This is a genomic window from Kitasatospora sp. Root107, from assembly GCF_001424875.1.
Classification (GTDB): Bacteria; Actinomycetota; Actinomycetes; order Streptomycetales; family Streptomycetaceae; genus Kitasatospora.
Genome location: NZ_LMCT01000012.1, coordinates 454675 through 476588, shown reverse-complemented (window position 1 = coordinate 476588; position 21914 = coordinate 454675). Strand labels below are relative to the sequence as shown.

The following is a 21914-nucleotide window of genomic DNA, read 5'->3' as shown; positions in this document are numbered from 1 at the left end:
CTCCGTGGACTGATGGTCAGTCAGTTTGCATGGGTCTGACGGGTGTTCGGGTCGGCCGCTGCCGAGTGGAGCCCGAAGGCCCTGCCGTCCAGGGGCCCGAGGTCCGTGATCGGACCGCGGGCCCCCCGGTCACAGGCTGATGCCGCCGTCGATGGTGATGGTGGCGCCGGTGATGAACGCCGCCTCGTCGCTCGCCAGGAAGGCGATCAGCGAGGCCACCTCGGCCGGCTCGCCGAACCGGCCGAGGGCGGTCAACGGCAGGAGGGGTACGTCCATCGGCCCGTCCTCGTCGAGCATCGCGGTTCTGATCGGGCCGGGCGAGATCAGGTTGACCGTGGTGCCCTTGGGGCCGAAGTCGCGGGCGAGCCCCTTGGTCATGCCGATCAGTGCCGACTTCGTCATGCCGTACAGGGCGCCGCCGGGCTGTGGGAACCAGTGGGCCCCGACGCTGCCGATGTTGATGATCCGCCCGCCCTCGCCGAGGTGCGGTTCCGCGGCGCGCGCGCCGAGGAAGGCGGCCCGCAGGTTCACGGCGAGGATACGGTCCACCTCCGCCTCCGAGATGTCCTTCAGCGGGCCGCCCATAAGGATCCCGGCGTTGTTGACCAGGATGTCCAGCCGGCCGTACTCCGTGACGGTCCGTTCGACCGCCTCGGCGACGGCAGCAGGGTCACCCGCGTCAGCGCGTACCGCTGTCGCCCTGCGCCCCGTGGCCTCTATCCGCCGCGCCACCTCCGAGGCGTCGTCGGGGGAGCTCGCGTAGGTCAGCACCACGTCGGCACCGTCCCGTGCGAGCCGTTCGGCGGTGGCGGCGCCGATACCCCGGCTGGCCCCGGTCACCAGGGCGACCTTTCCGGTCAGGTCGGCCATTTCAATTCCCTTCGACGAATTATCGTTTTCGCGCGCACGCTGCCGACCCCGGGATTATCCGGGTCCGTTCTTTCGGTGCATGGCGGGCGCAATCCTGATACTGCTTTCGGGGCTGATCAGGCCATCATGAATCCGACCCCGCGTATGGTGATGATCCAGTCATTCCGGCCGAGTTTGGTCCGGATGCTGCTGACGTGGGTGTCGATGGTCCTTCTGGACCACGAGTCGCCCCAGACCTGCCGCATTATCGTCTCCCGGGAGAGGACGGTGCCGGGATGGGAGGCCAACAGGTGGAGGAGTTCGAACTCCTTTTTGGTGGTCTTGATCGTCCGGTCCTTCAGCGTCACCTCGCGCCGGCCGGTGTCGATACGCAGCGAACCGTGTTCGATGACACGTTCCGCATTCCGGCCGACCCGTACCCGGCGCATCACCGCGTCGATCCGAGCGGCCAGTTCGTGGGATCCGCACGGCTTGACCACGTAGTCGTCCGCGCCTGCCCGCAGCCCGAGGACCGCGTCCCGTTCGGCCCCGCGGGCCGTGATGGCGATGATCGGCGTGTCCGAGGCGGCCCGGATCATCCGGCAGACCTCCAGCCCGTCCCGGTCGGCCAGATCGAGGCCGAGCAGTACCAGGTCGACCTCCCGGAAGGCGTCGAGCGCCTCCCGTCCCGTGGAGACCGCACTCACCTTGCATCCGTAGAAGCTCAAACCCTGTCCGAAGATCTCCCTGTCCCGGTTGTCGCTCTCGACGATGAGCACACGCCACGTGATGTCCGTGCCGATGTCCTCGATCGTCTCTGTCGTTGGCTGCATGAAGCCATTGCGCATGTTTATGGCACCCCCGATGCCTACATGTTCAACACTGCGACGGGCGCGAGCCGCGACGCAATGGTTCAATCAGAAACTTCTCTGCGGTGCGCTCCTGTTTCGCGCGCGAGCCCCGTTGTTCGCGCGCGGCGGTTGTTTACGCGGAGTCGATTATGTCTGAAATCGACGTTTAAGGAGACTGTCTTTATCCTCACATACGGCCTGGCGGTGATCAACGTGCGCCAGTGGATTGGCCGGAAACAGACTCCCATTCGTGGGTCCCGGCGTGCCTTACGGGAGGATATGGATCGCAGTCGGCGTGTCAAAGTATTTCTTGAGGGGTCACGTCGTGGGCCGTCCCGGCGGGACTGCTGCCGACGTTGCCGACGCCCCGGCCTGGGGACCCACCGTTGCAGCCCCCGCCGGACCCGGGCCAGGTGCTCCGCCGGGCTTCCCGCGCAGCGGGACCTCCTTGACGGCGAGCGCCGCGAAGAACGCTGCGGCGCAGATGACGGCGGCGACCAGGAAGATGTTCTGGGTGCCCTCGGCGACCGCGCCCAGGTAGGCGTCCCGGGCGCCCGCCGGAAGGCCGGCCAGGGCGGAGGCGCTGAGCTCCAGGTCGGAGTCGCCCGTGCCGGAGCCGGGCAGGTGGTTCTCCAGGGCCCGGGTGAACAGGGAGCCGAACACGGCCACGCCCAGCGAACCGCCGATGGTCCTGAAGAGGGTGACGCCCGCCGAGGCGACGCCCATGTCCTTCATCTCGACGCTGTTCTGCGCGATGGTCGTGGTCATCTGCATCAGGAAGCCCAACCCGACGCCGACCAGGACCATGTAGAGGCTGGTCAGGAGGCGGGAGGTGTCCGTGTCCATGGTCGACAGCAGGAACAGGCCGACGGAGAGGCAGGCCGACCCCACGATCGGGAAGATCTTGTACTTGCCGGTGCGGGACATCACCTTGCCGACGATGTTGGACACCAGGGCGATGGGCGCCACCATCGGCAGCAGCAGCAGGCCGGAGCTGGTCGCGTCCGCGCCCTGCACGCTCTGCTGGAACACCGGCAGGTACAGGGTCGCGCCGAACATGGCCGCGCCGGCGGCACAGACCATGATCGAGGCCATCTTGTAGTTGCCGGTCGCGAACACCCGCAGCGGCAGCACCGGTTCGGGTGCGCGCTTCTGCGAGGCGACGAAGGCGAACAGGCCGACGAGGGCGGTCGCGAACAGGCCGATGATCTGCCACGAACCCCAGGCGTAGGTGTTGCCGGCCCAGGTCGCGGCCAGCACGACGGAGCTGATGGTGATGGTCATGAGGACGATGCCGAGCCAGTCGATCTTCGCCTTGGTCCGCTGGCGGGGCAGCTTCAGCATGACCTGGCACCAGACGAACGTGACCAGGCCGAGGGGCAGGTTGACGTAGAACGCCCAGCGCCACCCCAGGTGACCGGTGATCAGACCGCCGAGCAGCGGCCCGCCGACCGTGCCCACGGCCATCACGGTGGCGGTCATGCCCTGGTAGCGGCCGCGCTCGCGCGGTGCGACCAGCGAACCGATCAGGGCGAAGGCCAGCGAGGCCAGGCCGCCGGCGCCGAGGCCCTGGATCACCCGGAAGGCGATCAGCTGCGACATGGACTGGGCGGCACCGGAGGCGACCGAACCGATCAGGAAGACCGCGATCGCCGTGAGGTAGGCGTGCTTGCGCCCGTACAGGTCACCGCACTTGCCCCAGACGGGCGTGGAGACGGCGGTGGCGAGCGCGTACGCGGTCACCACCCAGGAGATGTGGTCCAGGCCGCCGAGGTCGCCGACGATCGTCAGCATCGAGGTGCTGACGATCGTGTTGTCGAGCATCGCCAGCAGCATTCCGAGCATCACGCCGAGCAGGGTCCAGCGGATGTTGGCCGGCGTGGTGACCGGCTCCGAGGGGGGCACGCCGACCGGAGAGGTCGGGGATGACGTAGACACGACAGACGTCCTTTCGGTGACGCCGAAGGCGTGCGGAAGGGTGAGGGGAGTGCGGTGACACGGGGAGTGGCGATGTCCGGCCACTCGTGCCCCACCAGAACAGCACACTCGATTCAAAAGTGCAACGAGGCAATGTTTTGAGTGAGGCACCCTGGAGGTACGATCCACCTATGACCGACACAGTGATGGGCCGCCGTGAGCGGAAGAAGGCAGCCACCCGCCAGGCGCTGGCCGATGCGGCGCTGGAGCTCTTCCTCGAGCGCGGGTACGACAAGGTCGGGGTGAAGGACATCGCGGACGCGGCCGACGTCTCCACCACGACCCTCTTCAAGCACTTCGCCAGCAAGGAGGCGCTGGTCTTCGACGAGGACGCCGCGAACGAGGCGGTGCTGGTGGGTGCCGTCCGCAACCGCGCGCCGGGTCAGTCGATCCCGGCGGCCCTGCGCGAGGTGATCCTGCGGCTCAGGAGCGATGCCGAGCCCGACGATCCGCGCGTCATCGCCTTCCTCGAACTGGTCAACTCCACCCAGGCGTTGCGCGAGTACGCGCACCGGATGTGGATGCGGCACCAGAGCGCGGTCGCGCACGCCATCGCCGAGGAACTCGGCGTTCCCGTCGACGATGCGCGGTGCGCGGCGCTGGCGCTCTTCGCGCTGGAGGCGCCGAGCCTGCTCGAAGGGCGCGACGGCGATCCGCAGGGCGTCCTGGGCGGCGCCTTCGAGCTGCTGGAGCGCGGCTGGGCGGGCCTGTTCGGCCCGGAAGCCTGAGGCGCGTCGGCTCTCTGACGCCCCGTCGACTCCTCATGCCCCGTCGGCTACGGGACGGGTGAGGTCATGAGGGCGCGCAGCCGCCGCGCCGCGCCCTCGGCGGCCGAGGCGGCGCGCGAGCGCATCTCGTACTCGTAGACGAGGACGGCCGTGTCGTCGCCGGCGACCGCCGCCAGGACGGCCCGGGCGAGATCCGCGCCGTCGCGTAACGCCAGATCCGCCCCCCGGTCGAACGGCTGGATCGGATGGGCCGCCTCCCCGACCAGGGTCACCCCGGAGACGTGCCGCCACGCGGGCGGCCCCGGCAGTGCGTACACCGGGCGCACCACGAGGACTCCGTCGCTCTTCCGGAGGGCGTACAGCAGCCGCTCGTCCCAGCCGTCGAACACCTCCAGCAGCTGACTGCGCAGCACGGCCTGGTTCCGGGCCGCCAGGCCGCAGGAGATCCACCAGCTCTCGGGGGCGCGGAAGACGGCGTGCAGGCCGACGCTGCCGCCGCCGTCCCGCTGGGCGAGCAGTACGCGGTCGGTGTCCCGCGCCACCAGGGTGCCGGCGCCCACCAGCCAGGCGAGGTCGACATGGCGGGTGTCGACCGCGTCGCAGCCGGCCTCGACCGACATGACGCCCGTATAGCCGGGCGTGGCGCGGCAGAGCAGTGCCCGCACCCGGGACCAGGCGCCGTCGGCGCCGATGACCAGGTCGTAGTCCTCCCGGCGGCCGTCGCTGAAGTGCAGTCGCCACCGGCCGCCGCTGCGCTCGGTGACGTCGACGACGAAGTGCCGCCAGGACACCGTCCGCACGTCGAGGGAGTCCAGCAGGAGGGCCCGCAGCCGCCCGCGGTCGATCACCGCGTTCTGCTCCTCGGCCCACCCCTCCGCCGACCCCTCCGCTGACTCCGGGCCCGGCCGGTCGGGCGGCGGATCGTGGTGCAGCAGCGCGGCGGTGAAGGGGTCGAAGACCCGCAGCTCCCGGCCGGCCGGCCGACAGGAGGCGCGGAACCGATCGGTCAGCCGGGCCGCCGCGAGCGCGGCCTGCCCCAGGTCGGCGCGGAGCTGGACGCTGCCCCGCTGCGGCCGCGCGCCACCTTCCGGTTCCCGTTCGAAGACGGACACGGACACCCCGTGCGCCTGCAGCACGCGTGCGCAGGCCAGCCCTCCCAAGCCCGAGCCGACGATCGCGATCCGCGGGTACCCGGCCGACTGCACTGGGCGTCCCCTTTCGAAGCTGGTAGTCCGACGCTCCAACAAAACCACACTCGGTACGTAAGTGCAATGACTTCACTTTCTGTACTACTGAACCCATGGGGTGGGAGAGCGGTGCCTGACATGTTCTGCGCGAAGAGTTGACACTTCCTGGACACTCCGCGACGGGTGCCGAGCCTATGTTTTCCGGGACGCCCGATAACGAGCCGGTTCCCACTGAGAGGGACTATTCGTGAGCCAGACTCCCACTGTCGACAATGTGAACGACGCGCTCGGAACTGCCGCCGAAGCGGCGGACCTTCCGACGTATCCGGTAACCCGGACATGCCCTTATTCGGCGCCTCCCGTGTACGAGGAGGTCCGAAACGGTGAGCGCCCCAAGAAGGTGCGCATGCAGGACGGAAACCCGGCCTGGATGCTCACCCGTTACGAGGACGTCCGCTCGGTTCTCGCCGACCCCCGGTTCAGCGCGGACCGGCTCGCCCCCGGATTCCCGATCCTGGCCCCCGGTCAGCGCGAGGGCCTCTCCCGGCAGCCGAAGTTCATGCTGAGCATGGACGGCAAGGAGCACAACGACGCCCGCCGCCCGGTGATCAGCGAGTTCTCCGTGCGCAGGGTCGCCACCATGCGGCCGCGCATCCAGGAGATCGTCGACGACGCGATCGACGAGCTCCTGAAGCAGCCCCAGCCCGCCGACCTGGTGAAGTGGATCGGCCACCCGGTGCCGGCCATGATGGTCGCGGAACTCGTCGGGGCACCGCTGGAGCAGCAGCCCTATTTCCGTGACCTCACCTCCAGGATTCTGGCGAAGGGGGTCACCTGGGAAGAGCGCTTCGAGATTTCCAAGACGCTGCGCAAATTCATGGACGAGCTCATTGCGAGCAAAGCCGAGAATCCCGGTGACGACCTGCTGAGCCGTCAGATCATCCAGCAGCGGGAAGAGCACGGCGAGGTCAACTTCGAGGGCCTTTCCGCTCTCGCGCACCTGCTGCTGTTCGCCGGCCACGACTCCAGCGCCGGGCTGATCTCCCTCGGCGTCTACACCTTCCTCACCAACCCCGAGCAGCGCGCGGCGGTCATGGCGGAGCCGAAGGAGCGCATCCCGCTGGCCATCGAGGAGATGCTGCGGTTCTACTCGATCACCGACATCGGCGCGGCCCGGGTGGCGCTGGAGGACGTCGAGATCGGTGGTGTGACGATCCGGGCCGGTGAGGGTGTGATCGCCTCCGTCTACGCCGCCAACCACGACCCCGAGGTCTTCGAGAACCCGGGCGAGCTGGACCTGCTGCGCGGCGACCGGCACCACGTCGCCTTCGGCTACGGGCCGCACCAGTGCCTGGCGCAGAACCTGTCGCGCCTGGAGCTGGAGGTCGTCTTCGAGACCCTCTTCCGCCGCATCCCCACCCTGCAGCTCGCGGTCGACGTGGACGAACTCCCGTTCAAGTACGACTCGGTGGTCTTCGGACTGCACGCGCTCCCGGTCACCTGGTGAGGGGCGGGTCATGCGGATAGCGAAACACGACGAGCGCTGCGTCGGCTCCGGCCAGTGCGTGCTCACCGAACCCGCGGTGTTCTCGCAGGACGACAACGGCGTCGTCCTGCTGCTCACCGACCGGCCCGAGGGCCCGGCCGCGGAAGGGGCGCGCAAGGCGGTGTTCGTCTGCCCCACCAAGTCTCTTTCCATCATGGAGGATTGATGCGCACGACGGTGACTCTGACGAGGACGGCCGCCGAGTCGGAGCAGGACATCACGGGGGCGTTCGCCAGGTTCGACGCCTCCGGCGCGCCCGCCTCGGTGGGGACGCTGCGACGCCAACTGTTCGGCTACCACGGCCTGCTGGTCCACATTCAGGACTTCACGGACGAGCAGACGACGGCGCCGGGCATCGGGCTGAAGGACGACGCCGACTACGGCCGGCTGGTCGAGGACCTCGCCCCGCTGGTGTCCGCGTACGAGGACGGTGCCGAGTTCGCGCCGCTGGACGCGATGGCGACCCGCTTCTACGCCTGGCAGGGGAAGCCCGTGCAGGCGGGGGAGGTCCTGCACAGCACGGTCATCGTGAACCGGATGGACCCGGTGGTGATCCCCGAGGTGTCGCGGCTGTTCGCCGAGCTCGACGCCACCGACTTCCCGCACCACATGGGCACCCGCCGCCGCCAGCTGTTCAACCTCGGCGGCGTCTACTTCCACATCCAGGACTTCGTGCTGGCCGACGGGTACGCGCTCATCGACCAGGCGTGGAAGGAGGCCGACCCCCGGTTCATCAAGATCTGCCGGGAGCTGGAGCCGCTGGTCAAGGTGTACGACCCGGCCACCTGGCGCTCCACCGCCGACCAGGTCGGCACCCGCTTCTACAGCTGGGAGGCCTCGGCATGAGCGCCAGGCGCGTGGTCATCACCGGGATGGAGGTGCTCGCCCCCGGCGGGGTCGGCACCAAGGCCTTCTGGAGTCTGCTGAGCGAGGGCCGCACGGCCACCAGGACGATCACCTTCTTCGACCCCACCCAGTTCCGCTCCCGGGTCGCCGCGGAGATCGACTTCGATCCCTACGCGCACGGCCTGACCCCGCAGGAGGTCCGGCGGATGGACCGCGCCGCGCAGTTCGCCCTGGTGGCGGCGCGCGGGGCGGTCGCCGACAGCGGTCTGGACACCGGAACGCTCGACCCCTACCGGATCGGCGTCACCATCGGCAGCGCCGTGGGCGCCACGATGAGCCTGGACCAGGACTACCGCACGGTGAGCGACGGCGGCCGGCTCGACCTGGTCGACCACAGCTACGCCGACCCGTTCTTCTACGACTACTTCGTGCCGAGCTCGTTCGCGGCCGAGGTCGCCCGGTCGGTGGGTGCCCAGGGCCCGGTCAGCATGGTGTCGGCCGGTTGCACCTCCGGGCTCGACTCGGTCGGCTACGCCGTCGAGCTGATCCGCGAGGGCTCGGCCGACGTCGTGATCGCCGGCGCCAGCGACGCACCGATCTCGCCGATCACCATGGCCTGCTTCGACGCGATCAAGGCGACCACGCCGCGGTACGACGACCCCGCGCACGCCTCCCGTCCGTTCGACGGCACCCGCAACGGGTTCGTGCTCGGCGAGGGTTCGGCGGTGTTCGTCCTGGAGGAGCTGGAGAGCGCGCGGCGCCGCGGGGCCCGGATCCACGCCGAGATCGCGGGGTACGCGACCCGGAGCAACGCGTACCACATGACGGGCCTGCGCCCCGACGGCGCGGAGATGGCGCAGGCCATCACCGCGGCCCTGGACGAGGCCCGGATGGACCCCACGGCCGTCCACTACATCAACGCGCACGGCTCGGGGACCAAGCAGAACGACCGGCACGAGACCGCCGCGTTCAAGCGCAGCCTGGGCGACCACGCCTACCGCACGCCGGTGAGCTCCATCAAGTCCATGGTGGGGCACTCGCTGGGCGCGATCGGTTCCATCGAGATCGCCGCGTCCGTCCTGGCGATCAGTCACAACACCGTCCCACCGACGGCGAACCTGCACACCCCCGACCCCGAGTGCGACCTGGACTACGTGCCGCTGACCGCTCGCGAGCAGGTCGTCGACACCGTCCTCACGGTCGGCAGCGGCTTCGGCGGATTCCAGAGCGCCATGGTGCTGACCCAACCGGAAAGGAGCGTCGCATGACGGCCTCAGTGGTGGTGACGGGACTGGGCGTGACCGCGCCCAACGGGCTCGGCGCGCGGGACTACTGGAACGCGACGCTGGCCGGCAAGAGTGCCATCGGACCGCTCACCCACTTCGACGCCTCGCCGTACCCGGCGAAGCTCGCCGGGGAGATCACCGGCTTCACGGCCGAGGACCACCTGCCGAGCCGGCTGATGCCGCAGACGGACCGGGTGACCCGGCTCTCCCTGGTCGCCGCGGACTGGGCCCTGGCGGACGCGCAGGTGCGGCCGGCCGAGCTGCCCGAGTTCGACATGGGCGTGAGCACCGCCAGCTCGGCGGGCGGCTTCGAGTTCAGCCAGCGCGAGCTGAAGAACCTCTGGAGCAAGGGCGGCCAGTACGTCAGCGCCTACCAGTCCTTCGCCTGGTTCTACGCGGTCAACACCGGCCAGATCTCGATCCGCAACGGCATGAAGGGCCCCAGCGGCGTCGTCGTCACCGACCAGTCCGGCGGCCTGGACGCGGTGGCCCAGGCCCGCCGCCAGATCCGCAAGGGCACCCGGCTGGTGGTGGCCGGCGCGGTGGACGCCCTGCTCTGCTCCTGGGGCTGGGTGGGTCTGCACACCAGCGGCCGGCTCAGCACCGCCGCCGAACCCACCCACGCCTACCTCCCGTTCGACGACCGGGCCGACGGCCATGTGGCCGGTGAGGGCGGCGCGCTGCTCATCACCGAGTCGGCGGAGTCGGCACGCGCCCGCGGCGCCAAGGTGTACGGCGAGATCGCCGGGTACGCCGCCACCTTCGACGGGCGGGAGCCCGGGCTGCGCAAGGCCGTCGAACTCGCCCTCGCCGACGCCCGGGTGCTGCCCTCCGAGGTGGACGTCGTCTTCGCCGACGCGGCGGCCGATCCCGAGCTCGACCGGATCGAGGCCGAGACGCTGGTCGCGGTCTTCGGCCCGCGCGGGGTCCCGGTCACCGCCCCCAAGACGATGACCGGCCGCCTGTACGCGGGGGGTGCCGCCCTGGACCTGGCCACGGCCTTCCTCGCCCTGGAGGACGGCGTGATCCCGCCGACCGTCCACATCGAGGCTGCCGAGCGCTTCGGCCTCGACCTGGTCGTCTCCCAGCCGCGCCCGGCCGCGCTGCGCACGGCGCTGGTGCTGGCCCGGGGCCACGGCGGCTTCAACTCGGCCATGGTCGTGCGCTCCTGACTCCCCATCGGTCACCTCACCCCACACCCAGTCAAGAAAGCGAAGCCCCCATGTCACAGACCTTCACCCTCGACGACCTCAAGCGGATCCTCCTCGAAGGCTCCGGCGCCCCCGAGGGCACCGGCCTCAGCGGGGACGTCCTCGACACCGAGTTCAGCGACATCGGCTACGACTCGCTCGCGCTGCTGGAGACCGCAGGCCGGGTCGAGCGCGAGTACGGCATCGAGCTGGACGAGGCCGTCGTCGGCGACGCCAGCACCCCGCGCGCCTTCCTGGCGGCCGTCTCCGCGCACCTGATGACGCCCGCAGCCTGAGCCAGAAGCCCACACGCAGAGAAGAGAAGTCATGACACAGCAGGAGCGTCGGGTCGTCCTGGTGACCGGTGCCACCAGTGGAATCGGTCTGGCCGTCACCCGGCTGCTGGCCGGCCAGGGCCACCAGGTGTTCATCGGGTCGCGCACCGAGGACAAGGTCCTCACGACCGTCAAGCAGCTCCGGGAGGAAGGGCTCGACGTCGATGGTGTGGTGCTCGACGTGCGGTCCCGGGACTCGATCCGCGGGTACGTCCAGGCCGCCGTCGACCGGTTCGGCCAGGTCGACGTGCTCGTCAACAACGCGGGGATCAGTGGCGGCGGAGTCACCGCCGACATCGCCGACGAGCTGTGGGACAACCTGATCGAGACCAACCTCAACAGCGTGTTCCGGCTGACCCGTGAGGTGCTGACCACGGGCGGGCTGCGGCACCGGAGTTGGGGCCGCATCATCAACATCGCCTCGACCGCGGGCAAGCAGGGCGTGGTCCTGGGCGCCCCGTACTCCGCCTCCAAGCACGGCGTGGTCGGCTTCACCAAGGCACTCGGCAACGAGCTGGCCCCCACCGGCATCACGGTCAACGCGGTCTGCCCCGGCTACGTAGAGACCCCGATGGCCGAGCGCGTCCGGCAGAACTACAGCCGGCTGTCCGGCGCCACGGAGGAGGCGGTGCTGGAGAAGTTCCAGGCCAAGATCCCGCTGGGCCGCTACTCGACCCCGGAGGAGGTGGCCGGGCTGGTCGGCTACCTGGTCTCCGACACGGCGGCCGCCATCACCTCCCAGGCCCTGAACGTCTGCGGCGGGCTCGGCAATTTCTGAGCCCCAGACCCGTCCTTCCCCGAGCTCCGAGGAGTCCAACATGCCGTCCGAGCTGCACGAGTCCGGACACGAGATCAAGATCTCGGCCCCGGCCGAGACCGTCTACCGCCTGCTGGCGGAGGCTACGAGCTGGCCCCAGGTGTTCCCCCCGAGCATCTACGTCGACCACCTGGAGCGCGGCGAGCGGGAGGAGCGGATCCGGATCTGGGCGACGGCGGGCGACACCGTCAAGAACTGGACCTCGCACCGCACCCTGGACCCGGAGAACCTCCGGATCCGGTTCCGGCAGGAGGTCAGCACGCCTCCGGTGGCCGCGATGGGCGGTGCCTGGCTGATCGAGGCGCTGCCGTCCGGGGAGACGCTGGTCCGGCTGGACCACGACTACCGGGCCGTCGACGCCGACAGTCTCGGCTGGCTCGACGACGTGGTGGACCGCAACTCCCGCACAGAGCTGGACTCGCTCAAGGCGATCGCCGAGTCGGCCGGCGCCGTGGACGAGCTGACCTGCTCGTTCGAGGACACCGTGCACATCAGGGGCGCCGCCCGGGACGTGTACGAGTTCATCTACCGGGCGGACCTGTGGACCGAGCGGCTGCCACACGTCCTCGCGGTGCGTCTCGACGAGCCGGCCGAGGGACTGCAGACCCTGGAGATGGACACCCGCTCCAAGGACGGCAGTTCGCACACCACGAAGTCGCACCGGGTCGGGCTGCCGCCGTACCAGATCGCGTACAAGCAGGTCACCCTCCCCGCGCTGATCACGCTGCACACGGGGTACTGGACGATCACCCCGACGGACGACGGCGTCACGGCCTCCTCCCAGCACACCTTCACGGTCGACACCGCGAAGATCGCCGGGATCCTGGGGGCGGACGCGACCGTCCAGGACGCGATCGACTTCGTCCGTACCGCGCTCAGCACCAACAGCCTGGCGACGCTGGGCATCGCCAAGTCGTACGCGGAGGGGCTCGCCGGGGGCGACCGGCCGTGACGGTGGCGCAGCTGGCCGGTCCGGGGACGGCGACGGCGACGGCGGAGACCCGGAGCATCACCCTGGACGCGGGCGGGATCACCCTCTCCGCCCTGCTCGCCCGCCCGTCCAACGCTCCGTGCCGGGCGATGGTGGTCGCCCTGCACGGAGCGGGGATGAGCGCGGCGTACTTCGGCGGACCGGCCCATCCGGAGACCTCGTTCCTGTCCCTCGCCGCGGACCTCGGCTTCGCGGCGGTGGCCGTGGACCGGCCCGGCTACGGGCACTCGGCCCGGCAGCTGCCCGAAGGGCAGGGGATCGCGGACCAGGCGGCCACCCTGGCGGCGGCCCTGCGCGGTCTGGCGGCCCGGTACGACACCGGTGCCGGGATCTTCCTGCTCGCGCACTCGTTCGGCGGCAAGGCGGCGCTGCGGATCGCGGCGGACGGCGCGGTGCCGGGGCTGCTGGGCCTGGACATCTCCGGCTGCGGCGACGAGTACGCGGCGCCGCCGGTGGCGGAGGCCCCGCGCGGCGGCCGGAACTGGCGCCTCAACTGGGGGCCGCTGCGCCTCTACCCGCCGGGGACGTTCCAGGCCGGTGGCACGGTCGTGGCGCCCGTGCCGCCGCGTGAGCTCGCGGACGCCGTCCGCTGGCAGGAGGAGTTCGCCGACCTGGCGGGGCGGATCCGGGTGCCGGTCCGGCTCACCTTCGCCGAGCACGAGTCGTGGTGGCGGCACGACCAGCAGGCCGTGGCACGGCTGCGGTCCCGGTTGAGTGCGTCACCCCGGGTCGTGATCGACCACCAACCCGATGCGGGCCACAACATCAGCCTCGGCTGGACGGCGCGCGCGTACCACCTCAGGACACTCGGCTTCGTGGAGGAGTGCGCGGGCCGCAGAGGAGCCGGAAAGGATCACCGAACATGACACAGGACATCGTCGGGGTGTGGCACCTGGAGGCCTTCCACGACCTGGACGAGGCCGGGCGGCCCGTGGGCGAGGGCCCGCTGGGCCCCGCGCCCGAGGGAATGCTGGTCTACACGCCCGACGGCCACGTCTCGGTGAGCATGATGCCGACGACCCCCGGCCCCGGCCCCTCCTACATGGGGTACGCGGGCGAGTGGTGGGTGACCGAGGGTCAGGTCGTGCATCGCATCCGGATCTCCTCGCGCGCCGACTGGATCGGCGTCGAGCAGACCCGGGACGCCGTGCTCGACGGTGACCTGCTCACCGTCCGCGCCACCCGGGAGGTCGACGCCCGTCAGCAGCGTCGGGTGCTCGTGTGGCGCAGGGCCGGGCAGTCCGGGACGGCGTGATGGGCACCCCGGTGCACCCGGCGGTCCCGTCGGCCGAGGGCGACGAGCACCCGCTGGTGGCCGCCCTGAGCATCTTCGCCCCCGGTGCCCTGCGGACAGCCGGCTCCGGGCCGGCCCGCGAGTCGGCCGAGTGGCCGGCCCCGCAGCCGGGCCGGCGGGTGCCCCGGCAGCGCACCCGGCTGAGGGCGAGGACCGGATGACACCGGGCCCGATCCCTCCGCAGACCCGGTTCCTCGCCCACGACCTGGACACCCCCGGGTCCGAGGAGCTCGCCGAGGCGGTCTTCCGGGCACTGCCCGCGCCCGAGCGCGAGCGGGTCCTGAGGCTGCACCGGCCGTCGGACCGGACCCGGTCGCTGGTCGCCCGGTGGCTGGCCCGCCGGGCCGCCTCCGACCTGGTGGGTGAGCCGTGGACGGCGCTGCGGCTGGCCCGCCACGCCGACGGCCGCCCCCGGGTGGAGGCCCACCCCGAGCTGTCGCTGAGCATCGCGCACAGCGGCCGCTACACGATGGCGGCCGTGGCGGTGGGCGCGGTGGTCGGGATCGACACCGAGCAGGTCTCGCGGGTGGCGGCGCTGCCCGACAGCACCTTCCTCACCCCCGCCGAGCGGGCGGCCCTGCGGCCGGCCACCGAGGAGCACCGGGCGGCCCTGTGGGTGCTGAAGGAGGCGGCGGTGAAGCTGACCGGCGAGGGTCTGCGCGGCGGTCTGCGGCGGATCGGCTTCGAGCCGCAGGGGGAGTGCCTGCCCTACGTCGCCCGGACGCCGTACACCCCGGCGGAGTTCAGGGCCGTCCGGCTGCGCGGTGGATACGTCGCCGCGGTGGGGGTCTCCTCGGGCACCCCACCCCAGCGGCCGGAGTTCGTCGGCGGACCGGCGCCGACCGCCGACGAGCGGGCGCAGGGCCACCACGAGGAGCCGGAGCCCCACATCTGGCGCAGCGTCAACTGACCCGCCCCGGTCGGCCTTTCCCTCCACCCCCGAACCCCCGACGGCCGGCGTGCCGTCGCCTGCCGGACCCTTCCGCCGTGGCGACGCCCCCCGGCACGGACCAGCGAAGGCGCCGACGCGTCGAGGCGGACCCCCGGCCTCCGCGCAGAGCGGCACCCCGGGCACGGCGACGCACGCGGCCGTCGGGACGAACGGATCAAGCGGACGGGCCGTCACCCGCCGCCGACTCCGCACACACGAGGGCCCCGTCCAGCCGGACGGGGCCCTCGTCGAGTCGTGCGTCTGTCGTACGGGATCAGAAGTCGGTGACGCCGCGCGCCGAGAGGAAGGCGATCGGGTCGATCACGGCGCCGTACTTGTTCGCGCTGCGGATCTCGAAGTGCAGGTGCGGACCGGTGGAGTTGCCGGTGGTGCCGGCCTTGCCGATCTGCTGACCCGCCGTCACGGTCTGCCCGGCGCGCACCGAGACCGAGGACAGGTGCGCGTACTCGGCGAAGTGACCGTCGGAGAGCCGCAGCACCACCTCGTTGCCGTACGCACCGTCGTACCCGGCCGAGACCACGGTGGCGTCGCCGACCGCGAGCAGCGGGGTGCCGACGGACACCGCGAAGTCCACGCCGGTGTGATAGCCGGCGGCGTAGTCGGGGTTCTTCACGCCGTACGGGTTGCTGATCGGCTTGCCGGGGGTGGGCGCGGACCAGGCCGGGGCGGGCGCGGGTGCGGGCGCCGGGGTGGGCGCGGCCGCAGGCTCCGGTGCGGGAGCCGGTGCGGGGGCGGGCTCGGGCGCCGGGGCGGGGGCCAGGTTGTCCGCGACCGTCACCGTGTGCTGCGAGGAGGCGGAGCCGGGCAGCTCGTACGGGCTGGGCGCGGCGACCTGCACCAGGGCGGCCTGCTGCGGGCCGCCGTGGGCGGCGGAGCCGAACGCGGCGGAGGTGAAGGCCGAGGTGCCCGGGGTGGTCGGCAGCACGGTCTGCGCGGAAGCGGTCGCGGGCATCAGCAGTGCGCCGCCGGCCAGCGTCAGAGCGCCGCTCCAGGCCACTACCGTCCGGCGTTCCCGCACCCAGGCGGTGACACGGTGAAGGGAAGACATCGGGCGACGACACCTCGTGGGTCGGGAACAGGGGGACCAGTCAGATGTAAACGGTCACCGCGGGTGCCCCAAAATGGTGTGACCTACTACGGCGTGTAGTCAGTAAGGGTGCGCAACTTTTCAGCGGGTGGAGTAATGATCTTCTGATCGGACTGCCCAATCGGGCGAACCGGGCATATTGCCCCACCGGCCCCGGTCTACTACCGAGCCCCGTATCAGCCGCCGAGGGTGTGACGAGCCCCACCGGAGGGCCTGGTCTACCCGCGCCGATCGGGCCGCAACCGTGAACCGGGTCACAGCATCGCGGTCACCCCTATCCGGGGCGGATTCGCTGTCCAGTTCGTGGGCCCCCGTGCCAGGCTGATCAGCGTCCGCAGCACGCCCAGCCCCGAGCCACCCCGTCCCCCCTACCGGAGGAACTCCGATGGCGGCACCACAGCTCAAGCCCGGCACGTCCTGGACCGAGACCTACGCCCGCTGCGTCCAGGCCGCGCCCGAAGCCTTCACCCCCGACCGGCTGCTCAACCTGGTGCGCGGTGAGTGGCGCGCCGTCGGCACGCCGGGCGAGCACACCACCCCGCTAGACGGCACCGCGATCCCGGGCCCGCCCCGGATCGGTGTCGAGGAGGCCGAGGCCGCCGTCGCGTTCGCGATCGAGCAGCACGCCACCTGGTCCCGGGTGCCGCTGGACGAGCGCAAGGCCCGGGTGGCCGCTGCGGTCGAGGGTCTGGCCGAGCAGCGCGACCTGCTCGCCCTGCTGCTGGTCTGGGAGATCGGCAAGCCCTGGCGCCTGGCCTGCGCGGACGTGGACCGGGCACTGGACGGGGTGCGCTGGTACCTGGAGCAGATCGACCGTCAGCTGGCCGGCCGCACCCCGCTGCCCGGACCGGTCTCCAACATCGCCAGCTGGAACTACCCGATGAGCGTGCAGGTGCACGCCGAGCTGGTGCAGCTGCTGGCGGGCAACGCGGTGGTCGCCAAAACCCCCTCCCAGGGTGGTTTCCACTGCCTCACCCTCGCGCACGCGGTGATGCACCGGGCCGGACTGCCGGTCACCCTGCTCTCCGGCATGGGCGGGCAGATCGGCGACGCGCTGATCCGCTCGGCCGGCCTGGGTGCGCTGGCCTTCGTCGGCGGCCGGGCCAACGGCCGCAAGGCCGCCACCACGCTGGCCGACCTGAACCGCCGTCACTTCCTGGAGCAGGAGGGCCTGAACGCCTGGGGCATCTGGGACTACAGCGACTGGGCGGCGCTCGGCGCGCACCTGAAGAAGGGTTTCGAGTACGCCAAGCAGCGCTGCACCGCGTACCCGCGCTACGTGGTGCAGCGCTCGCTGTTCCCGGCCTTCCTGGAGACCTACCTCGGCGTGCTGGACGAGCTGCGGTTCGGCCACCCGCTGGCCGTCGCCGACCCGGCCGACCCGCTGCCCGACCTCGACTTCGGCCCGGTCATCCACGCCGCCAAGGCGGCCGAGCTGCGCGGCCACTTCGACGCCGCAGTGGCCGCCAGGGCGGTCCCGCTGCGCCGGGGCAGCCTGGCCGACGGCCTGTTCCTGCCCGGTCAGTCGCTGGACGCCTACCTCGCCCCGGCGGCCGTGCTCGACCCGCCGGCCAGCTGGGCGCTGCACCACTCCGAGCCGTTCGGCCCGCTGGACTCGATCGTGCTGGTTGACACCGAGGCCGAGCTGCTGGCGGCGATGAACGCGGGCAACGGCTCGCTGGTCGCCTCGCTGGCCACCGACGACCCCGCCTTCGCCGACCGGGTCGGGCCCGATCTGCTGGCCTTCAAGGTCGGCATCAACAAGCCGCGCAGCCGGGGTGACCGGGATGAGGTGTTCGGCGGGCTCGGCGCGTCCTGGAAGGGTGCCTTCGTCGGCGGTGACCTGCTGGTCCAGGCCGTGACCTACGGGGCGGAAGGGGCGGACGAGAAGCTGTACGGCAACTTCCCGTCGTACTCGCTCTACCCGCCGCGCTAATCACTGGAGGGGCCGCCAGGGGTGAGGCAGGATCGGTCGCATGACCGAACCTGAGCTCACCACACGCGAGCGACGCTTCCACGCTTTCCACCGCTGCGGCCGACTGCTCTCGGGCACTCGGCCGCAGTCGGTCCGCGACCGGCTGGCCACCCTGACCGCCGACGCGGACCTCTCCGGGTACGACCTGGACCGGTCGCAGGACCTCTACGGGGACGGTGTGATCCGGGCCCTGGAGGAGCAGGTCGCCGATCTGCTCGGCAAGCCGGACGCGGCCTTCTTCCCCACCGGCACGATGGCCCAGCAGGTCGCCCTCAGATACTGGGCCGACCGCAGCGGCAACCGCACGGTGGCGATGCACCCGCTGTCGCACCCCGAGCTGTGGGAGCACCGGGCGTACCAGCGCCTCGGCGGGCTGACCTCGGTCTGGCCGACCGAGGAGCCCCGGGTGCCCACGCCGGACGAACTGCGGGACTGCGAGGAGAAGTTCGGCACCCTGATGCTCGAACTCCCGCTCCGGGACGCCGGGTTCATCCTGCCCAGCTGGGACGAGCTGGTCGCGGCGGTCGGTGCGGTGGAGGGGGTGCACGTCCACCTGGACGGGGCCAGGATCTGGGAGTCGGTCTACCACCTGGGCCACTCGCTGCCGGAGATCGCCGCCCTCGGCGACTCGATCTACGTCTCCTTCTACAAGACCCTGGAGGGCATCAGCGGGGCCGCCCTGGCCGGCTCGGCCGACTTCGTCCGGGAGGCCAAGGTCTGGCGGCACCGGTACGGCGGCTCGCTCTACCAGCAGTGGCCGGTCGCGCTCAGCGCCCTGGCCGGCCTGGAGCGCACGCTGCCCAGGCTGGAGTCGTACGTCGCGCAGGCCAAGGTGGTCGCCGACACGCTGCGGAAAATCCCCGGCGCCCGGTTGGTCCCGGAGGCCCCGCACACCCACCAGTTCCAGCTCTGGCTGCCGTACGGCGCCGGGGAGTTGACCGAGGCCACGCTCCGGCTGGCCGAGGAGCAGGGCGTCGGCCTGTTCGGCTGGTGGGACGAGCCGGGGCCGGTGCCCGGCCACTCGATGACCGAGATGACGATCGCGTCCGCCGCCCTGGAGTGGACGCCGGAGGAGATCGAGGAGGCGGTGGCGGCCTTCCTGGAGCTGCTGCGTTGACCCGGTCCCGAAGATCGGCGACCGGCGGCTAGGGTTCGCTACGTGCGTGTACTGCTGGTGGAAGACGACGAGCCGGTCGCCGAGTCGTTGCGGCGCGGGCTGCTGAGGTACGGCTTCGAGGTCGAGTGGGTGACCACCGGGCAGGCGGCGCTGAGCGTGTCGGTGCCGCCCGATCTGGTGCTCCTCGACCTCGGGCTGCCCGACACGGACGGGCTGGACGTCTGCCGGGCGCTGCGGGCCAGGGGCGATGTGCCGATCATCGTGATCAGTGCTCGCAGCGACGAGACGGACCGGGTGGTCGGGCTGGAGGTGGGCGCCGACGACTACGTCTCCAAGCCGTTCGGGGTGCGAGAGGTGATCGCCCGGATCAGGGCGGTGATGCGCAGGGTGCAGCCCAAGCAGCAGGCCCTGCAAGGCCCCGACCGCTACGGGCCGCTGCTCACCCTGGACCGCAAGGCGGCCCGGGTCCGGCTGGCCGGGGCCGAGGTGGCGCTCAGCCCGAAGGAGTACGACCTGCTGGCCTTCCTCACCGAGGAGCCGGGTGCGCTGATGTCCCGGGAGCAGATCATGGAGGCGGTCTGGGACGCCAACTGGTTCGGCCCGACCAAGACACTGGACGTCCATGTGGCAGCGCTGCGAAGGAAGTTGGCCGGGGCCGTGCTGATCGAGGCGGTGCGCGGGGTGGGCTTCCGGCTGGTGGTCCAGGAGCAGCCGGAGTGATCCGCCGACTGATCGTCAGCTACGTCCTGCTGGTCGCGGTCGCGCTGGCCGCCTTCACCGTGCCGGTGGCGTTCACGCTGACCGCCCAACTGCGCGGGGAGACCGAGCAGTTGGTGCGCCGTGAGGCCGCCACCATGGCACTGCTGCTGGCCGACCGGGACGCACCGGCCCGGCAGGCGTTGGCCCGGGTGGCGGAGGCGTACGCGGAGGAGATGCCGGGGACGGTCGAGCTGTTCGCGGTGGACGGTGCCCCGGTGTCGCCGCTGCGGGTCGCCCGGCCGGACGACCCGGCCCTCGCCCGGGCCCTCGGCGAAGGGCGCAGCACCGTCGACTGGGGCTCCTGGCCGGTCTGGGGGCCCGAGTTGGTGGTCACCGTGCCGGCCCGCGCCCAGGGTGCCCCGGAGCGGATCGTCGGCGCGGTGCAGATCCGGTACGCGACCGCCGATCTGAGCGAACGGCTGTGGTGGATCTGGGGGTTCCGGGCCGTACTGGCCGCCGGGGTGCTGTCGGTGGCGGCCGGTGTCGGCGCGATCGTGGCCCGCAGGCTGACCCGGCCGCTGCGCCAGCTCAACGAGATGGCCAGCCGGTTCGGCAACGGTGACCTCACGGCGCGCTCGCCGGTCACCGGACCGCACGAGACCCGCACCCTGGCCCTGACGCTCAACCAGGGCGCCGAGCGGCTGGACACCCTGGTCGCCTCGCAGCGGATCTTCGTCGCGGACGCCTCGCACCAGTTGCGCACCCCGCTGACCGCGTTGCGGCTCTCGCTGGACAACATCGCGGACGGGGTCGACGACGAGTATGTGCGCGAGGACGTCGAGTCGGCCACCGCCGAGGTGGTCCGGATGAGCCGGCTGGTCAGCGGCCTGCTGGTGCTGGCCAGAGCCGAGGCCAAGGTCTCCGCCCCCGAGCCGCTGGTGCTGCGCGAACTGGTCGGCGAGCGGCTGGCCGTCTGGCGCCCGGCCGCCGAGGAACGCGGGGTGCGCATCGTGCTGGCAGGTGACGCGGACGAGCGGCAGCGGGTGCTGGTGGGCCCGGGCAACCTCGACCAGGTGCTGGACAACGTGCTCTCCAACGCCCTGGAGGTCTCGCCGGACCGGAGCATCATCACCGTCCGCCTGGAGACCCCGGCCGGTGCGGGGGACGAGGTGGTGCTGGAGATCCTGGACCAGGGGCCGGGGATGTCCGCCGCCGAGCAGGCCCGCGCGTTCGACCGGTTCTGGCGGGGGCAGGGCCTGACCGGCCGTTCCGGCTCGGGCCTCGGGCTCGCCATCGTCCACCGGCTGGTGACGGACGACGGCGGCAGCGTAACCCTGCGGGACGCCCCCGGGGGCGGGCTGGACGTCCGGATCGGCCTGCGGGCGGCGCTCCGGGTCAGCCCTCGGCCGGCAGCACCGAGGAGTGGTGGTTGACGATCAGCCACTTGCCGCCGCGCTTCTCGTACTCGTACGTGTAGCGGGCCTCGACCGGCTTGGTCACGCCGGTCTGCGGGTCGGTGAGGTGGAAGCGGTAGACACCGGCGTCGATGGCCGAGTCCTTGTCCAAAATGTTGATCACCGAGCGGATCTTCTCGCCCTTCGGCTTCTTCTGCAGGAAGTGCTCGAAGTAGTCGGCTATCTCCGCGTGGTTGGTGCGGATCCGCGGTGAGGCGGTGGGCAGCAGCACCGCATCGTCCGCGTACCGGTCGGCGACCTGCTCCGGGTCGCCGGTCTGCAGGGCGGCGTTCCACTGGTCGAACAGCGCGGCGATCTCCTGCTCGGTGGCCTTGCCGCGCCTTTCCTCCCCGGCCTGGGCCATACCGACGGTCACGGTGCCGATCGCGGCCACGGCGACGGCGGCGGCGATGGCGGCACGGGTGGCGGTCCGACGCTTCATCAGAACTCCTCTTCGGCTGGGTCTTCGATGTGTCCCACCCTCTCGTCCGCCCGGTTAGCGCCCGTACAGCGGACGTCCAAGACCTGACCAAGGAGCTGCCAAGGCTGAGCCCGGACGGCTCCGTGGAGGTCGGCAACGACGACCTCGGCAGCCCGACCGGGTTCTGACTGTGGCGAGCCGCGTGGCGGCCGTCCGTGGCCTCTCACGCCTCACCGTCGGCTGAACGCACCTCGGCCCCGCCGGGACGAATCCCAGCGGGGCCGAAGTCACCTGCTTACCACGTCAGTTGAG

23 protein-coding genes are annotated in these 21914 nt (G+C 71.3%); 17 read left to right on the top strand and 6 right to left on the bottom strand.

What is annotated here, in order from left to right; genetic code table 11:
- Window positions 1-129: 129 nt before the first annotated feature.
- The 3 genes from ASC99_RS13935 to ASC99_RS13925 all read right to left on the bottom strand — a co-directional run bounded on the left by ASC99_RS13935 (window position 130) and on the right by ASC99_RS13925 (window position 3545).
- Entirely contained in the window at window positions 130-870 is a 741-nt protein-coding gene (locus tag ASC99_RS13935; protein WP_057231770.1) for an SDR family NAD(P)-dependent oxidoreductase, read from the bottom strand.
- 116 nt (window positions 871-986) lie between these two features.
- Window positions 987-1766, bottom strand: coding sequence for a response regulator transcription factor (locus ASC99_RS13930; protein WP_235502493.1), 780 nt, complete (start codon window positions 1764-1766; stop codon window positions 987-989).
- Window positions 1767-2018: 252 nt separating this feature from the next.
- Complete coding sequence (locus ASC99_RS13925) at window positions 2019-3545, bottom strand: MDR family MFS transporter (protein ID WP_082598337.1); 1527 nt, start codon at window positions 3543-3545, stop codon at window positions 2019-2021.
- Between the two features lie 263 nt (window positions 3546-3808).
- Here ASC99_RS13925 and ASC99_RS13920 point away from each other — a divergent pair, with 263 nt between their 5' ends.
- A complete protein-coding gene (locus ASC99_RS13920; RefSeq protein WP_057231765.1) occupies window positions 3809-4405 on the top strand; it encodes a TetR/AcrR family transcriptional regulator in 597 nt (198 codons plus the stop codon).
- Between the two features lie 47 nt (window positions 4406-4452).
- Here the strand turns inward: ASC99_RS13920 and ASC99_RS13915 are convergent, their stop codons facing one another.
- A complete protein-coding gene (locus tag ASC99_RS13915) occupies window positions 4453-5610 on the bottom strand; it encodes an NAD(P)/FAD-dependent oxidoreductase (protein WP_057231763.1) in 1158 nt (385 codons plus the stop codon).
- Between the two features lie 388 nt (window positions 5611-5998).
- Between ASC99_RS13915 and ASC99_RS13910 the strand changes: the two genes are divergently transcribed.
- Genes ASC99_RS13910 through ASC99_RS13855 form a run of 12 tightly spaced genes read left to right on the top strand, consistent with a single transcriptional unit; the run spans window position 5999 to window position 14807 of the window.
- Window positions 5999-7099, top strand: coding sequence for a cytochrome P450 (locus tag ASC99_RS13910; RefSeq protein WP_157531514.1), 1101 nt, complete (start codon window positions 5999-6001; stop codon window positions 7097-7099).
- Window positions 7100-7109: 10 nt separating this feature from the next.
- Window positions 7110-7304: a ferredoxin gene (locus ASC99_RS13905; RefSeq protein WP_057231759.1), complete on the top strand. Its 195-nt coding sequence runs from the start codon at window positions 7110-7112 to the stop codon at window positions 7302-7304.
- The gene (locus ASC99_RS42120; RefSeq protein ID WP_082598301.1) at window positions 7304-7984 is read left to right on the top strand and encodes a TcmI family type II polyketide cyclase; all 681 of its coding nucleotides are present in this window, start codon (window positions 7304-7306) and stop codon (window positions 7982-7984) included. The genes ASC99_RS13905 and ASC99_RS42120 overlap by 1 nt, the downstream gene beginning before the upstream one ends.
- The gene (locus ASC99_RS13895) at window positions 7981-9252 is read left to right on the top strand and encodes a beta-ketoacyl synthase (RefSeq protein ID WP_057231757.1); all 1272 of its coding nucleotides are present in this window, start codon (window positions 7981-7983) and stop codon (window positions 9250-9252) included. Before ASC99_RS42120 ends, ASC99_RS13895 begins: the two co-directional genes overlap by 4 nt.
- The gene (locus tag ASC99_RS13890) at window positions 9249-10442 is read left to right on the top strand and encodes a ketosynthase chain-length factor (protein WP_057231755.1); all 1194 of its coding nucleotides are present in this window, start codon (window positions 9249-9251) and stop codon (window positions 10440-10442) included. Before ASC99_RS13895 ends, ASC99_RS13890 begins: the two co-directional genes overlap by 4 nt.
- Window positions 10443-10492: 50 nt before the next feature.
- Window positions 10493-10756, top strand: a complete 264-nt coding sequence (locus tag ASC99_RS13885) for an acyl carrier protein (RefSeq protein WP_057231753.1) — start codon at window positions 10493-10495, stop codon at window positions 10754-10756.
- 31 nt (window positions 10757-10787) lie between these two features.
- Window positions 10788-11573, top strand: coding sequence for a 3-oxoacyl-ACP reductase FabG (gene fabG / locus ASC99_RS13880; RefSeq protein ID WP_057231751.1), 786 nt, complete (start codon window positions 10788-10790; stop codon window positions 11571-11573).
- A 40-nt stretch (window positions 11574-11613) separates the two neighbouring features.
- Entirely contained in the window at window positions 11614-12564 is a 951-nt protein-coding gene (locus ASC99_RS13875; protein WP_157531513.1) for an aromatase/cyclase, read from the top strand.
- Complete coding sequence (locus ASC99_RS13870; protein WP_369824189.1) at window positions 12561-13469, top strand: alpha/beta hydrolase; 909 nt, start codon at window positions 12561-12563, stop codon at window positions 13467-13469. The genes ASC99_RS13875 and ASC99_RS13870 overlap by 4 nt, the downstream gene beginning before the upstream one ends.
- A complete protein-coding gene (locus ASC99_RS13865) occupies window positions 13466-13858 on the top strand; it encodes a lipocalin-like domain-containing protein (RefSeq protein WP_057231749.1) in 393 nt (130 codons plus the stop codon). Before ASC99_RS13870 ends, ASC99_RS13865 begins: the two co-directional genes overlap by 4 nt.
- Window positions 13858-14058 (top strand): hypothetical protein, encoded by a 201-nt coding sequence (locus tag ASC99_RS13860; RefSeq protein WP_162257875.1) that lies wholly within the window; start codon window positions 13858-13860, stop codon window positions 14056-14058. The genes ASC99_RS13865 and ASC99_RS13860 overlap by 1 nt, the downstream gene beginning before the upstream one ends.
- Window positions 14055-14807: a 4'-phosphopantetheinyl transferase superfamily protein gene (locus tag ASC99_RS13855; RefSeq protein WP_057231744.1), complete on the top strand. Its 753-nt coding sequence runs from the start codon at window positions 14055-14057 to the stop codon at window positions 14805-14807. The genes ASC99_RS13860 and ASC99_RS13855 overlap by 4 nt, the downstream gene beginning before the upstream one ends.
- Before the next feature lie 295 nt (window positions 14808-15102).
- Here ASC99_RS13855 and ASC99_RS40440 read toward each other — a convergent pair whose 3' ends face one another.
- On the bottom strand, window positions 15103-15897 hold the full coding sequence (locus ASC99_RS40440; protein ID WP_082598300.1) for a M23 family metallopeptidase: 795 nt from the start codon (window positions 15895-15897) through the stop codon (window positions 15103-15105).
- 424 nt (window positions 15898-16321) lie between these two features.
- Between ASC99_RS40440 and ASC99_RS13845 the strand changes: the two genes are divergently transcribed.
- The 4 genes from ASC99_RS13845 to ASC99_RS13830 are packed head-to-tail and all read left to right on the top strand — an operon-like array spanning window position 16322 to window position 21160.
- Window positions 16322-17872 (top strand): aldehyde dehydrogenase family protein, encoded by a 1551-nt coding sequence (locus tag ASC99_RS13845; RefSeq protein WP_057231740.1) that lies wholly within the window; start codon window positions 16322-16324, stop codon window positions 17870-17872.
- Window positions 17873-17912: 40 nt separating this feature from the next.
- Window positions 17913-19028 (top strand): low specificity L-threonine aldolase, encoded by a 1116-nt coding sequence (locus ASC99_RS13840; protein ID WP_057231738.1) that lies wholly within the window; start codon window positions 17913-17915, stop codon window positions 19026-19028.
- A 42-nt stretch (window positions 19029-19070) separates the two neighbouring features.
- Entirely contained in the window at window positions 19071-19748 is a 678-nt protein-coding gene (locus ASC99_RS13835) for a response regulator transcription factor (RefSeq protein ID WP_057231736.1), read from the top strand.
- Entirely contained in the window at window positions 19745-21160 is a 1416-nt protein-coding gene (locus ASC99_RS13830) for a HAMP domain-containing sensor histidine kinase (RefSeq protein WP_057231734.1), read from the top strand. Before ASC99_RS13835 ends, ASC99_RS13830 begins: the two co-directional genes overlap by 4 nt.
- Here the strand turns inward: ASC99_RS13830 and ASC99_RS13825 are convergent.
- On the bottom strand, window positions 21123-21623 hold the full coding sequence (locus ASC99_RS13825; protein WP_057231731.1) for an SgcJ/EcaC family oxidoreductase: 501 nt from the start codon (window positions 21621-21623) through the stop codon (window positions 21123-21125). The two genes, ASC99_RS13830 and ASC99_RS13825, sit on opposite strands and share 38 nt — an antisense overlap.
- Between the last annotated feature and the right edge of the window lie 291 nt (window positions 21624-21914).

Excerpts from the sequence above, each read along its gene's own strand:
- ASC99_RS13860 (WP_162257875.1), top strand. The coding sequence starts at position 13,858 with ATGGGCACCCCGGTGCACCCGGCGGTCCCGTCGGCCGAGGGCGACGAG.
- ASC99_RS13885 (WP_057231753.1), top strand. The coding sequence starts at position 10,493 with ATGTCACAGACCTTCACCCTCGACGACCTCAAGCGGATCCTCCTCGAA.
- ASC99_RS13875 (WP_157531513.1), top strand. The coding sequence starts at position 11,614 with ATGCCGTCCGAGCTGCACGAGTCCGGACACGAGATCAAGATCTCGGCC.
- ASC99_RS13910 (WP_157531514.1), top strand. The coding sequence starts at position 5,999 with ATGCAGGACGGAAACCCGGCCTGGATGCTCACCCGTTACGAGGACGTC.
- ASC99_RS13890 (WP_057231755.1), top strand. The coding sequence starts at position 9,249 with ATGACGGCCTCAGTGGTGGTGACGGGACTGGGCGTGACCGCGCCCAAC.
- ASC99_RS13920 (WP_057231765.1), top strand. The coding sequence starts at position 3,809 with ATGACCGACACAGTGATGGGCCGCCGTGAGCGGAAGAAGGCAGCCACC.
- ASC99_RS13825 (WP_057231731.1), bottom strand. The coding sequence starts at position 21,623 with ATGAAGCGTCGGACCGCCACCCGTGCCGCCATCGCCGCCGCCGTCGCC.
- ASC99_RS42120 (WP_082598301.1), top strand. The coding sequence starts at position 7,304 with ATGCGCACGACGGTGACTCTGACGAGGACGGCCGCCGAGTCGGAGCAG.
- ASC99_RS13840 (WP_057231738.1), top strand. The coding sequence starts at position 17,913 with ATGACCGAACCTGAGCTCACCACACGCGAGCGACGCTTCCACGCTTTC.
- ASC99_RS13935 (WP_057231770.1), bottom strand. The coding sequence starts at position 870 with ATGGCCGACCTGACCGGAAAGGTCGCCCTGGTGACCGGGGCCAGCCGG.
- fabG (WP_057231751.1), top strand. The coding sequence starts at position 10,788 with ATGACACAGCAGGAGCGTCGGGTCGTCCTGGTGACCGGTGCCACCAGT.
- ASC99_RS13855 (WP_057231744.1), top strand. The coding sequence starts at position 14,055 with ATGACACCGGGCCCGATCCCTCCGCAGACCCGGTTCCTCGCCCACGAC.
- ASC99_RS13925 (WP_082598337.1), bottom strand. The coding sequence starts at position 3,545 with ATGCTCGGAATGCTGCTGGCGATGCTCGACAACACGATCGTCAGCACC.
- ASC99_RS13865 (WP_057231749.1), top strand. The coding sequence starts at position 13,466 with ATGACACAGGACATCGTCGGGGTGTGGCACCTGGAGGCCTTCCACGAC.
- ASC99_RS13845 (WP_057231740.1), top strand. The coding sequence starts at position 16,322 with ATGGCGGCACCACAGCTCAAGCCCGGCACGTCCTGGACCGAGACCTAC.
- ASC99_RS13905 (WP_057231759.1), top strand. The coding sequence starts at position 7,110 with ATGCGGATAGCGAAACACGACGAGCGCTGCGTCGGCTCCGGCCAGTGC.
- ASC99_RS40440 (WP_082598300.1), bottom strand. The coding sequence starts at position 15,897 with ATGTCTTCCCTTCACCGTGTCACCGCCTGGGTGCGGGAACGCCGGACG.
- ASC99_RS13895 (WP_057231757.1), top strand. The coding sequence starts at position 7,981 with ATGAGCGCCAGGCGCGTGGTCATCACCGGGATGGAGGTGCTCGCCCCC.